The organism is Pseudomonas protegens (genome assembly GCF_013407925.2).
In the GTDB taxonomy this organism is placed as follows: domain Bacteria; phylum Pseudomonadota; class Gammaproteobacteria; order Pseudomonadales; family Pseudomonadaceae; genus Aquipseudomonas; species Aquipseudomonas fluorescens_AP.
In genome coordinates, this window is the sequence record NZ_CP060201.1 from 1,768,223 (window position 1) to 1,779,658 (window position 11,436).

Consider the following 11,436-nt stretch of genomic DNA (forward strand, 5'->3'; position numbering starts at 1 on the left):
CAGCAGGAAAAACCGTCAATGCGCCACGAGATCCACGACCTGATCGCCCCCCTGCCGGGCACCGCGCGCCAGGTCCACAGCTTTCATTTCGGCCCCGCCCAGGCCCCGGGCAAGATCTACATCCAGTCCTCCCTGCATGCCGATGAACTGCCCGGCATGCTGGTGGCCTGGCACCTCAAGCAGCGCCTGACGGAACTGGAAGCCGAAGGTCGCCTGCGGCATGCAATCGCTCTGGTGCCGGTGGCCAACCCGGTAGGCCTGGAACAGATACTGATGGACGTGCCCCTGGGTCGCTATCAGTTGGAGAGCGGGCAGAACTTCAATCGCGGCTTCGTCGATCTCAGCGAAGAGGTGGGCAACGCCGTCGAAGGACTGCTCAATCACGATCCCCAGCACAACCTCGGTCTGGTGCGCCGGCACCTGGCCGACGCCCTGGCCCGGCAACGACCCGAGACGCAACTGCAATCCCTGCGCCTGACCCTGCAACGGCTGGCCTGCGACGCCGACATGGTGCTGGACCTGCACTGCGACTTCGAAGCCGTGGCGCACCTGTACACCACCCCCCAAGCCTGGCCACAGGTCGAGCCCCTGGCCCGCTACATCGGCGCCCAAGCCTGCCTGCTGGCCACCGACTCGGCGGCCTGGTCGTTCGATGAATGCTTCAGTCTGCTGTGGTGGCAACTGCAACAGCGCTTCGGCGAACGCTTTGCCATTCCCACGGGCAGCTTTGCGGTCACCGTCGAACTGCGCGGCCAAGGCGACGTCAATCATGACCTGGCCCGTCTCGACTGCCAGGCCATGCTGGATTACCTGACCCATGTCGGCGCCATCGCCGCCGAGGCGCCGCCCTTGCCTGAGCTGCCCTTCCCGGCCACGCCGCTGGCGGGAGTGGAACCGCTAGCAACGCCGGTGGGCGGGCTGCTGGTGTTCACCGCACTGCCGGGGCAATACCTGCAAGCCGGACAGCAGGTGGCTGAAATCATCGACCCGATCCACGACCGGGTCACCCCTATCCATTGCAACAACGCCGGGCTCCTGTACGCCCGCTCGCTGCGGCGCATGGCCACCGCCGGCATGGTGATCGCCCATGTCGCCGGCCGCGAAGCCTATCGCAGCGGCTATCTACTTTCGCCTTGAGGATGCAAGCCACCATGTACAAATTGACCGTTGAAGGCCTGCACAAATGCTATGGCGACAATGAAGTGCTCAAAGGTGTGTCTCTGAAGGCCAAGACCGGCGACGTGATCAGCCTGATCGGCGCCAGCGGCTCGGGTAAAAGCACCTTCCTGCGCTGCATCAACTTTCTCGAAACCCCGGACGACGGCGCCATGAGCCTGGATGGCCAGCCGATCCGCATGGTCAGCGATCGTCACGGCATGCACGTGGCCGACCCGGCCGAGCTGCAGCGGATCCGCACGCGCCTGGCGATGGTGTTCCAGCATTTCAACCTGTGGAGCCACATGACCGTGCTGGAAAACATCACCATGGCCCCGCGCCGGGTGCTGGGGGTCAGTACCAAGGAGGCCGAGGAGCGCGCCCGGCGCTATCTGGACAAGGTCGGCCTGCCGGCCCGGGTCGCCGGCCAGTACCCGGCCTTCCTGTCCGGCGGCCAGCAACAGCGGGTGGCCATCGCCCGGGCATTGGCCATGGAACCGGAGGTCATGCTGTTCGACGAACCGACCTCGGCCCTGGACCCGGAGCTGGTGGGCGAGGTGCTCAAGGTGATCCAGGGCCTGGCCGAAGAAGGCCGGACCATGATCATGGTCACCCACGAGATGAGCTTTGCACGCAAGGTGTCGAGCCAGGTGCTGTTTCTGCACAAGGGCCTGGTGGAAGAGGAAGGCGCCCCGGAGGAGGTGCTGGGTCACCCGAAAAGCGAGCGCCTGCAGCAGTTTCTCAGCGGCAACCTGAAGTAGCGAACACCCATAATGCCCCCGTCCGCACCGATGTGCCGCGGGCGGGGCGTCGAGCGGCGACGGGAAGGTTCAGGCCACGGGCGCGGGTGGCGGCTCGTCGGGCAAGGTCGGCTCGCCTGGTTCCTGGGGTTCGAGGGGTTGCGGGGTATCCGGGTCGGGCTGACCGGGAATGCCACCCGCCATCTCGACGCTGGGATGAGCCAGCAGGGTCCAGGCCAAGAGCCCGACCTGATTGGGTTCCAGCTTGGCCAAGGTGGCGCTGATTCGCGGATCTATCTTCATGGGGCACTCCTGAGCGGGGCCCGGCATGCCTCGCGCATACCGGAAATACACCCAATAGAGTGTGGGTCCGCTCAGGAATTCCCGCTATTTGTCAGACGGACGCACTCAGGTGCGCGGCAGGGTTACGCCACGCTGGCCCTGGTACTTGCCACCGCGGTCCTTGTAGGACACTTCGCACTCTTCGTCCGACTCCAGGAACAGCATCTGCGCCACGCCTTCGTTGGCGTAGATCTTCGCCGGCAAGGTGGTGGTGTTGGAGAATTCCAGGGTCACGTGGCCTTCCCACTCGGGTTCCAGCGGGGTCACGTTGACGATGATGCCGCACCGGGCATAGGTGCTCTTGCCCAGGCAGATGGTCAGTACGTTGCGCGGAATGCGGAAGTACTCGACGGTGCGGGCCAGGGCAAAGGAGTTCGGCGGGATGATGCAGACGTCGCTCTTGATGTCGACGAAGCTCTTTTCATCGAAGTTCTTCGGATCGACGGTGGCCGAATTGATGTTGGTGAACACCTTGAATTCATCGGCGCAACGCACGTCGTAGCCGTAGCTCGACACCCCGAAGGAGATCAGCCGATCCGGGCCTTCGCCACGCATCTGGCGCTCTACGAAGGGCTCGATCATGCCGTGCTCTTGCGCCATGCGGCGAATCCACTTGTCCGATTTGATGCTCATGGCGGGTGTCCTGAAATAGCGAGGTGAAAAAAACGGTCAGGCATCTTACCGGGGCGCGGGGTCGGGTTCAAAGTCCGGGGCGTTTTTCTCGCCTGACACCAGGTTTTTCAAGGGTTCGGCGACGAACGACGGGCCGTCAGTCACGAAAACCGAGAAACCTTGGCTCTAGCCATTGGCACGTTCAGGAAAAAGGGTTAAGGTGGCGCCACTGTGCTGCTTGTGTCACTGAGAATCTCTACACGATGTTGAATTTCGATCCAACCATCTCCAAGAATTTTTCCTGCTCTTTGCACTCAGTCTCGGCCAGGGCTTTTCCTGAGTCGCAGTTAACTTTGTCCAAGGAGATACACCATGTCTAATCGCCAAACCGGTACCGTTAAGTGGTTCAACGATGAAAAAGGCTTCGGCTTCATCACTCCACAATCCGGTGACGACCTGTTCGTACACTTCAAAGCTATCCAATCCGACGGCTTCAAAAGCCTGAAAGAAGGCCAACAGGTTTCTTTCATCGCTACCCGCGGTCAGAAAGGCATGCAAGCTGAAGAAGTACAAGTTATCTAACTTGTACTGATCCAGTAAAAAGCCCCGCCCTCAACAGCGGGGCTTTTTTGTGCCCGGTGTTTTTTTGTCGGCACCCTCACGAGAAAGGCGCCCGGGCCACCCAGGGTTACCAGGTCACGCCAAAGCCCACGGTATAGCGGGTCTTGTCCAGATCGCTGTCTTCGGTGCCGCGAATCAGGTCCTTTTCCGCCTTCAGGTTCAACGACGCCCAGTCGGTAACCTTGTAGCGCAGCCCCATCTCGGCATCCAACGCATAGTCGGCCACCCCGGAAAGCGGTCGCCCGATTTCGCCATTGGTGAAGAACTCTACCCGTTTGCCGATCAGATAGCGGTTGTAATCCCACTTCATCGCCAGGGAATAGAAGTTGTCCTTGCCGCCATCGGCGTATTCGTAATCTGTACGGTTAAGCAGCGAGCCCAGGGAGAACGCCCCCAATTCATCATCCCAGAACTGGTAGCCAGGGCCGGTACCCACCACCCGCTGTCGCGACAACTCCTCGACCTTGTCACGCTTGTAGGTCAGGCGTCCTTCCCAGAACCATTTTTCAGTGATGAAACGGTCCAGGGCATATTCGGCACTCCAGTTGTCGGTGGTCACCACGTGATTCTGGAACTCACGGTTGTACTCACCCTGCGCATTGTGGCGCCAAGCGCCATGGCGCGCCGACGTCTTGAAGTCGATGTCGTAGTCATCGGTATCCTTCTCGGCGCGCTTGTAGTCCATCGCCACGTCGATATTGCCCTTCCACACCATGTCCTCGACCAGCGGCCTGGGCTTCATGATCTGCTGGATACTCGCCAGCTCCACAGTCTTGGGCGCTTCACCATTGGCAAGAATGACCTTGCCCTCCTCCGCCGCCTGCAGCGACTTGGCCTTCTCCCCGATGTAGGCATCCTGCTTGACCAGCAGTTCCTGATCGCTTTCCAGGGTCTTGACCTGTTTCCAGTCGATGGAAATGGCGCCGCCATAGTCGGTCTGGAGCAATAGCTTGCCGCCATCGAAAACCTTGATCTTGCCGCTCAGGCGGTCACCGTTCTTCAACCAGACGGTATCAGCCAGGACAGGCATGGAGGCGCTGAGCACCGCGAAACACAACAACGTTCTAGGCAACATAGGTAATACAGGGCTCGATCTTGCGAAAAAAAACGGCATTATTCCTGCTGAACACGCCTTAGTCAGGACTGACCCGGGTATTGAGAATGAGTTCAATATGCAGTCAGTCCTTATCCTCTGAACCGATCCACGGCCCTTCATTAATCTGGAACCGCGAATGTGACCGAACACGGCGAAGCCCCGCAGGACCCGGCGCAAATCCGACGCACGGCGCTGTACCTGACCCTGGCCCAGGTTCCCACAGGCAAAGTGGTGAGCTACGGCCAGCTGGCAGAAATGGCTGGCCTGGGCCGCGCCGCGCGCTGGGTTGGCCGCACCCTCAGCCAGTTGCCGGCCGACACCCGCCTGCCGTGGCACCGGGTATTGGGCGCCGGCGGCCGCATCAGCCTGCCGGTCGGCAGCCCATCAGGCGACGAGCAGCGCGCCAGACTGCGCGATGAAGGCGTCACTATCCGGAATAATCGCGTGGATATTCAGCGCCATGGCTGGCGCCCGGTAGAGCACAGCGGTTAGAGTGCGCGCTTTGTTTCCGTAACCTGAGGCAGACTTCAGCCCATGCCCCGTAAAACCTGGCGCGCCGCACTTGCCGCCTATGCCAGCCCCTCGACGCTCGTGCTGTTGCTGCTTGGTTTCGCTGCCGGCATGCCTTACATGCTGGTGTTCTCGACTCTTTCGGTGTGGTTGCGCGAGGCCGGTGTGGCCCGCGAAACCATCGGTTATGCCAGCCTGATCGGTTTGGCCTATGCCTTTAAATGGGTGTGGTCCCCGCTGCTTGACCAATGGCGCCTGCCCATACTGGGCAAGCTCGGGCGGCGCCGCTCCTGGCTGGTACTGGCCCAGACCCTGGTGATTCTCGGCCTGATCGGCATGGGCTTCTGTGACCCGCAAAAGCACCTGTCCTGGCTGATCGCCATTGCCGTGATCGTGGCCTTTGCCTCGGCGACCCAGGACATCGCCATCGACGCCTACCGCCTGGAAATCGCCGACGACAGCCGCCAGGCCGCCCTGGCCGCCAGCTACATGTCCGGCTATCGGGTCGCGGTACTGCTGGCCACTGCCGGCGCGCTGTTCTTCGCCGAAGGCTTCGGCTCCACCGGCTTCAGCTACAAGCATTCAGCCTGGACCGGCACCTACGTGCTGTTCGGCGTGCTGATGATCCCCGCGCTGATCACCACCCTGCTGATGCGTGAACCAGCAGTGCCATTGCGCACTCAACTGTCGGCAGGGCGCTACAGCTTCGCTCACCAGTTGATCTCGGTATTCGTCCTGATCGTGCTGCTGGTGTCGGTGCCCGCGACCTTCACCCAGCTCTACAACACCGACTTCGCCAGCGTGATCTTCGATGGCATGAGCCTGCTGGACCTGCTGCTGGAAGACCGCGCCTTCCTGCGGGCAATCCTCTATATCACCCTCACCACCCTGTGCCTGTCGGCCATGGGCCGCCGGGGGCTGGCGCCAGTGCTGACACCGGTCAACGACTTCATCCTGCGCTATCGCTGGCAAGCCTTCCTGCTGCTGGGACTGATTGCCACCTATCGCATGTCGGACACGGTCATGGGCGTCATGGCCAACGTGTTCTACATCGACCAGGGCTTCACCAAGGACCAGATTGCCGGGGTCAGCAAGATCTTCGGCCTGATCATGACCCTGCTCGGGGCTGGCATGGGCGGCCTGCTGATCGTGCGCTTCGGCATCCTGCCGATCCTGTTTATTGGCGGCGCCGCCTCCGCCGCCACCAACCTGCTGTTCCTCATGCTCGCCGGCATGGGCCCGAACCTGGAAATGCTGGTTGTCACCATTTCCCTGGACAACTTCAGTTCAGGCATGGCCACTTCAGCCTTCGTCGCCTACCTGTCGAGCCTGACCAACCTCAAGTTCTCCGCCACCCAGTACGCCCTGCTCAGCTCGATCATGCTGTTGCTGCCGCGCCTGATCGGCGGCTATTCCGGAGTCATGGTGGAAAAGTTCGGCTACCACGACTTCTTCCTTATCACCGCGATACTCGGGGTGCCGACGCTGATCCTGATCGCCATTCACTGGTTCCAGGAGAGCCGCCGTGCCGGGCCCAAACCCGAGCCGGAAAGCCCCGCCAACAGCACCGCCGTCGGCGAAGAATCGTAGAAAATCCCGGGAGTTACGAGCCGCTTTCCGTCGCTCCCGCCCCTTCCAAGCGCAATCCTGTACGCCAGCGGAACTCGCCCGTACAATGCTCCGTCACTTCCAGTCTTCAGCAACCGACAACGGCCTACCATGCGTACCAGTCAATATTTGCTCGCCACACAGAAAGAAACGCCTTCCGACGCGGTCGTGATCAGCCACCAGCTGATGCTGCGCGCCGGCATGATCCGTAAACTGGCTTCCGGCCTGTACACCTGGCTGCCGATGGGCTTGCGGGTGATGCGCAAGGTTGAAGCCATCGTTCGCGAAGAAATGAACGCCGCGGGCGCGCTTGAAGTGTTGATGCCGAGCACTCAGCCGGCTGAGCTGTGGCAGGAATCCGGTCGCTGGGAAGAGTACGGCCCGGAGCTGCTGCGCTTCAAAGACCGTCACGGTCGCGATTTCTGCGCCGGCCCGACCCACGAAGAAGTGATCACCGATCTGGCGCGCAACGAGCTGAGCAGCTACAAGCAGCTGCCGCTGAACCTGTACCAGATCCAGACCAAATTCCGCGATGAAATCCGCCCACGCTTCGGCTTGATGCGCGGCCGCGAGTTCATCATGAAGGACGCCTACTCCTTCCACGCCGACCAGGCGTCCCTGCAGATCACCTACGACCGCATGCACCAGGCTTATTGCAACGTCTTCACCCGCCTGGGCCTGAAGTTCCGCCCGGTTGAAGCAGACAACGGCTCCATCGGCGGCGCCGGCTCCCACGAATTCCACGTACTGGCCGAGTCCGGCGAAGACGATATCGTCTTCAGCAACGGCTCCGACTACGCCGCGAACATCGAGAAGGCCGAAGCCGTGCCGCGCGAAACCTCGCGCCCGGCGCCGACCGAAGAGATGCGCCTGGTTGACACCCCAGACGCGAAAACCATCGCCCAGCTGGTGGAAGGCTACAACCTGCCAATCGAGAAGACCGTCAAGACCCTGGTGGTGCACGCCGAGGAAGCCGGCAAGCTGATCGCCCTGATCATCCGTGGCGACCACGAACTGAACGAAATCAAGGCCGCCAACCAGCCTGGCGTCGCCAGTCCGCTGGTCATGGCCTCCGAAGCCGAACTGCGTGCCGCCATTGGCGCTGGCGCCGGTTCCCTGGGCCCGGTGAACCTGCCACTGCCGATCATCATCGACCGTTCGGTGGCGCTGATGAGCGACTTCGGCGTCGGTGCCAACATCGACGACAAGCACTACTTCGGCGTCAACTGGGAGCGCGACCTGCCGGTTCCAACCGTGGCCGACCTGCGCAACGTAGTGGCCGGCGACCCGAGCCCTGATGGCAAGGGCACCCTGGAAATCAAGCGCGGCATCGAAGTCGGGCACATCTTCCAGCTGGGCAACAAGTACAGCAAGGCGATGAAGTGCGAAGTGCTGGGCGAGAACGGCAAGCCGGTGACCCTGGAAATGGGCTGCTACGGCATTGGCGTGTCCCGCGTGGTGGCTGCCGCCATCGAACAGAACAACGATGAAAACGGCATCATCTGGAGCGACACCCTGGCACCGTTCCAGATCGCCCTGGTACCGCTGCGCTACGAAACCGAGCAGGTTCGCGAAGCCACCGACAAACTCTACGCAGAACTGACTGCCGCCGGCTTTGAAGTGCTGCTGGACGACCGCGACAAGAAAACCAGCCCGGGCATCAAGTTCGCGGACATGGAGCTGATCGGCATTCCTCACCGGATCGTGGTCAGTGACCGCGGTCTTGCCGAAGGCAACCTGGAATACAAGAGCCGTACCGAAGCCCAGGCGCAAGCGCTGCCCGTGGCCGACGTATTGTCCTTCCTCCAAGCCCGTATCCGTCGCTGAAACCAGATAGAGAAGTCATGTTCAAGCGAAATACCTTAAGCCTCGGGGGCGCCGCCTTGTGCGGCGCCCTGCTGGTCAGCGGCTGCGCCAATCAGATGTCGCAACGCAGCGAGCACGAGGAACGGATCGAGCGCAAATTGCTCGACCACAGCCTGCAGATCGATGTCGGTGAGCCAAAGGTGCTTGAGCTGCCGCAACGCCGGGTACGCATCCACGAGCAGAAGACCTTCGAAGTCACCGAATTCGAGGTCACTCGCCGCTACGATCGCTATACGCCCTATCAACCCTGGCGGGAAATCTACGAGATCCCGCTGGGCGCGGTAGCCCTGGTGGCCGGCGTCGGTGCCAATGTGGTCAACGTGTTCGCTCTGGGCAACCTGCCCGACAGTGTCACCAAGGACTGGGTCAGCTACGGCGTGTCCGGGCTCAACCCGTTCATGAACATGCCGTCCCACGGTCGTGCCCAGCAGAACCTGGCGGCCATCGATGAAGTCCAGCGTGACAAACGCCTGGAGTATTCGAGCCTGCCCTGGAGCGAACGCCCGGTACAGGTCAAGGCCGGCAAGCAGACCTACGACATGAGCACCGATCGCAATGGCGTGCTGCGCTTGAACCTGCTGGACGCGCCGTTCTCCGAACAGGACCTGAACCACATCGGCAAATTGCAGATCAGTGTCGAAGACGCCCAGGACGAAGTGCATTCCGACTCCTCCCTGAGCCTGAGCAGCAGCCTGCGCGGCAAGCTGGTGGAAGCTCATGCACTGATCTACGACGACCTGGAAGATGACGAAGTGAGCCAATGGGTGCACCGAGTCAAGCGCCTGTCGGAACTGGGCCTGGAAGAAGAAGCCAGCGAACTGGAGCAAAGCCTGATCGAGCTGACCCGCAACGATCCGGAACTGCAGAGCGAGTTTCTCAAGTCCCTGACCAAGAACGCCGGCCGCCTGGTCGCCGACCCCGGCAACAACTGACACCCCCTGTAGGAGCCGGCTTGTCGGCGAAAGCGATGCAGCAGATGGATCGCAACCGCCGGCCCCTACAACATGCCTCGGAACAGCTCCAGCTGCTCATGAGCGCCACGCAGATCCTGCAAACGCACCCCAATGCCCAGCAAACGCACCGGCTTGCCACCGCGCTTGAAGGCCTGGGTCAGCAACTGCCGATAACTCTCCAGATCCCGCCCCGCCCCCGCCTGCTCCAGGGTGGTCTGGGTAAAGTCATGGAACTTCACTTTGACGAACGGCTTGCCCGGGCGGTAGCTGGCGTCGATCCGGGTCATGCGCCCGGCCAGCGTCTCCATCAACTCCGGTAGCTTCTGCAGGCAGCTGTCCAGATCCGGCAGATCCACGTCATAGGTGTTTTCCACGCTGATGGACTGGCGCCGACTGTCATTCTGCACCGGCCGCTCGTCGATCCCCCTGGCCAGACTCCACAGGCGCTCGCCGAAACTGCCGAATTCGCGCACCAGCGCCAGCTTGCTCCAGTCGCGCAACTGCAGGCAGTCGACAATCCCCAGGCGACCCAGTTTGTCCGCCGTGACCTTGCCCACCCCATGCAACTTGCTCACCGGCAATTCGGAGACAAAATCCTCCACCCGATCCGGAGTGATCACGAACAGGCCGTTGGGCTTTTTCCAGTCGCTGGCGATCTTGGCCAGAAACTTGTTGGGCGCGACCCCGGCCGAGACCGTGATATGCAGCTGATTGGAAACCCGCCGACGAATGTCCTGGGCGATGCGCGTGGCACTGCCGGCGAAGTTCGGGCTGTCGGAAACGTCCAGGTAGGCCTCGTCCAGGGACAAGGGCTCGATCAGGTCGGTGTAATCACGAAAGATCGTATGAATCTCTTTCGACGCCTCGCGATAGGCATCCATGCGCGGTTTGACGATCACCAGGTCCGGGCACAGGGTCAACGCGTGCCGCGACGACATGGCCGAGCGCACGCCATAGGCCCGCGCCTCATAGTTGCAGGTGGCAATCACCCCCCGTCGATCCGCGGAGCCGCCCACGGCCAGCGGCTTGCCGGCCAGCTGCGGGTCATCGCGCATTTCGATGGCGGCGTAGAAGCAATCACAGTCAATGTGGATGATTTTGCGCTGCATCATATAAAGGCAGAGATCATGGAAGGCGAACGTCGCAATGAAGGCAGGACGCAAGTATCTACCGACACCTGTATATAGCACCAGTACCTTGCATCTTCGCACTCCTTCACACAGCCTCCGGCGCAATTTATTTGCGCAATGGCCGCAAAACCTCCAATAGAGCTGCAAGCCCCGTTCTATCTAGCCCCAAGCCACCTTAAAAGCCCGCCGCAGGACGCTAAGCGATTGAACCGGAAGCAGTTTTCAAAATTTAATGGTTGACAGAATCTGACCGTTCTGTAGAATTCGGCACTATCAGACGCGGGATGGAGCAGCCTGGTAGCTCGTCGGGCTCATAACCCGAAGGTCGTCGGTTCAAATCCGGCTCCCGCAACCAAACATCGAAGAAGGCCACTTGAAAAAGTGGCCTTTTTTGTGCGCGTGAGTTTTCTGCTCGACCCTTCCCCCCCTGCAAAACTCCTTGCCTGTCCATGACTTAAGCCGGCCAACGGGTATTTCGACGTTAATTTGACCTCTTGGACCATTAACGGTTGACACTCACTCGATCGTCTGTAGAATGCCGCCACACAGACGCGGGATGGAGCAGTCTGGTAGCTCGTCGGGCTCATAACCCGAAGGTCGTCGGTTCAAATCCGGCTCCCGCAACCAAACATCAAAAAAGGCTGCTCGAAAGAGTGGCCTTTTTTGTATCTGTTGAAAAAGTCCTTTCGCAACAATGGCCTGAGAAAGTGTTGCGAACCGTAAGCGGTGCTTCGACCCTTCAAGATGCGAGCTATGCTCTGTCTCGAGCAACCACCCGGCGGCAAGCGCCCAGGGTCGCCGGG

Annotated in this window: 11 protein-coding genes and 2 tRNA genes; 9 read left to right on the top strand and 4 right to left on the bottom strand. The window is 61.2% G+C overall.

All coding sequences use genetic code 11. The features are described from left to right. The first annotated feature begins 18 nt into the window (after nucleotides 1-18). Together GGI48_RS08320 and GGI48_RS08325 are read left to right on the top strand one after the other, a co-directional pair. Nucleotides 19-1,137 carry a succinylglutamate desuccinylase/aspartoacylase family protein gene (locus GGI48_RS08320; protein ID WP_179597832.1) on the top strand — a complete coding sequence of 373 codons (1,119 nt, stop codon included), beginning with the start codon at nucleotides 19-21 and terminating at the stop codon, nucleotides 1,135-1,137. Between the two features lie 14 nt (nucleotides 1,138-1,151). Beyond that, on the top strand, nucleotides 1,152-1,916 hold the full coding sequence (locus GGI48_RS08325) for an ABC transporter ATP-binding protein (protein WP_042941216.1): 765 nt from the start codon (nucleotides 1,152-1,154) through the stop codon (nucleotides 1,914-1,916). A gap of 69 nt (nucleotides 1,917-1,985) precedes the next feature. Here the strand turns inward: GGI48_RS08325 and GGI48_RS08330 are convergent, their stop codons facing one another. Next, a complete protein-coding gene (locus GGI48_RS08330; protein WP_103739560.1) occupies nucleotides 1,986-2,198 on the bottom strand; it encodes a hypothetical protein in 213 nt (70 codons plus the stop codon). Nucleotides 2,199-2,303: 105 nt separating this feature from the next. Next, nucleotides 2,304-2,870 carry a dCTP deaminase gene (gene dcd / locus GGI48_RS08335; protein WP_016965530.1) on the bottom strand — a complete coding sequence of 189 codons (567 nt, stop codon included), beginning with the start codon at nucleotides 2,868-2,870 and terminating at the stop codon, nucleotides 2,304-2,306. 351 nt (nucleotides 2,871-3,221) lie between these two features. Between dcd and GGI48_RS08340 the strand changes: the two genes are divergently transcribed. Continuing rightward, nucleotides 3,222-3,431 carry a cold-shock protein gene (locus GGI48_RS08340; RefSeq protein ID WP_002554837.1) on the top strand — a complete coding sequence of 70 codons (210 nt, stop codon included), beginning with the start codon at nucleotides 3,222-3,224 and terminating at the stop codon, nucleotides 3,429-3,431. A gap of 106 nt (nucleotides 3,432-3,537) precedes the next feature. Here the strand turns inward: GGI48_RS08340 and GGI48_RS08345 are convergent, their stop codons facing one another. Beyond that, a complete protein-coding gene (locus GGI48_RS08345; protein ID WP_179597834.1) occupies nucleotides 3,538-4,545 on the bottom strand; it encodes a DUF481 domain-containing protein in 1,008 nt (335 codons plus the stop codon). A gap of 159 nt (nucleotides 4,546-4,704) precedes the next feature. Between GGI48_RS08345 and GGI48_RS08350 the strand changes: the two genes are divergently transcribed. From GGI48_RS08350 to GGI48_RS08365, 4 genes are all read left to right on the top strand, one after another. Next, complete coding sequence (locus GGI48_RS08350; RefSeq protein ID WP_179597836.1) at nucleotides 4,705-5,058, top strand: MGMT family protein; 354 nt, start codon at nucleotides 4,705-4,707, stop codon at nucleotides 5,056-5,058. A 42-nt stretch (nucleotides 5,059-5,100) separates the two neighbouring features. Further along, nucleotides 5,101-6,666, top strand: a complete 1,566-nt coding sequence (locus tag GGI48_RS08355) for an AmpG family muropeptide MFS transporter (RefSeq protein ID WP_016965533.1) — start codon at nucleotides 5,101-5,103, stop codon at nucleotides 6,664-6,666. A gap of 129 nt (nucleotides 6,667-6,795) precedes the next feature. Then, nucleotides 6,796-8,511, top strand: a complete 1,716-nt coding sequence (locus tag GGI48_RS08360; protein WP_179597838.1) for a proline--tRNA ligase — start codon at nucleotides 6,796-6,798, stop codon at nucleotides 8,509-8,511. Between the two features lie 17 nt (nucleotides 8,512-8,528). Continuing rightward, nucleotides 8,529-9,482 carry a hypothetical protein gene (locus tag GGI48_RS08365; protein WP_016965535.1) on the top strand — a complete coding sequence of 318 codons (954 nt, stop codon included), beginning with the start codon at nucleotides 8,529-8,531 and terminating at the stop codon, nucleotides 9,480-9,482. A 65-nt stretch (nucleotides 9,483-9,547) separates the two neighbouring features. On the opposite strand, the gene dinB is transcribed toward GGI48_RS08365, so the two are convergent. Further along, nucleotides 9,548-10,615 carry a DNA polymerase IV gene (gene dinB / locus GGI48_RS08370; RefSeq protein WP_047302150.1) on the bottom strand — a complete coding sequence of 356 codons (1,068 nt, stop codon included), beginning with the start codon at nucleotides 10,613-10,615 and terminating at the stop codon, nucleotides 9,548-9,550. A gap of 296 nt (nucleotides 10,616-10,911) precedes the next feature. Between dinB and GGI48_RS08375 the strand changes: the two genes are divergently transcribed. Further along, a tRNA-Met gene (locus GGI48_RS08375) sits at nucleotides 10,912-10,988 on the top strand. Between the two features lie 195 nt (nucleotides 10,989-11,183). Beyond that, nucleotides 11,184-11,260: transfer RNA gene (locus GGI48_RS08380), tRNA-Met, on the top strand. Nucleotides 11,261-11,436: the final 176 nt, after the last annotated feature.

Coding starts and splice junctions, on each gene's coding strand:
- GGI48_RS08320 (WP_179597832.1), top strand. CDS start 19: ATGCGCCACGAGATCCACGACCTGATCGCCCCCCTGCCGGGCACCGCG.
- GGI48_RS08325 (WP_042941216.1), top strand. CDS start 1,152: ATGTACAAATTGACCGTTGAAGGCCTGCACAAATGCTATGGCGACAAT.
- GGI48_RS08330 (WP_103739560.1), bottom strand. CDS start 2,198: ATGAAGATAGATCCGCGAATCAGCGCCACCTTGGCCAAGCTGGAACCC.
- dcd (WP_016965530.1), bottom strand. CDS start 2,870: ATGAGCATCAAATCGGACAAGTGGATTCGCCGCATGGCGCAAGAGCAC.
- GGI48_RS08340 (WP_002554837.1), top strand. CDS start 3,222: ATGTCTAATCGCCAAACCGGTACCGTTAAGTGGTTCAACGATGAAAAA.
- GGI48_RS08345 (WP_179597834.1), bottom strand. CDS start 4,545: ATGTTGCCTAGAACGTTGTTGTGTTTCGCGGTGCTCAGCGCCTCCATG.
- GGI48_RS08355 (WP_016965533.1), top strand. CDS start 5,101: ATGCCCCGTAAAACCTGGCGCGCCGCACTTGCCGCCTATGCCAGCCCC.
- GGI48_RS08360 (WP_179597838.1), top strand. CDS start 6,796: ATGCGTACCAGTCAATATTTGCTCGCCACACAGAAAGAAACGCCTTCC.
- GGI48_RS08365 (WP_016965535.1), top strand. CDS start 8,529: ATGTTCAAGCGAAATACCTTAAGCCTCGGGGGCGCCGCCTTGTGCGGC.
- dinB (WP_047302150.1), bottom strand. CDS start 10,615: ATGATGCAGCGCAAAATCATCCACATTGACTGTGATTGCTTCTACGCC.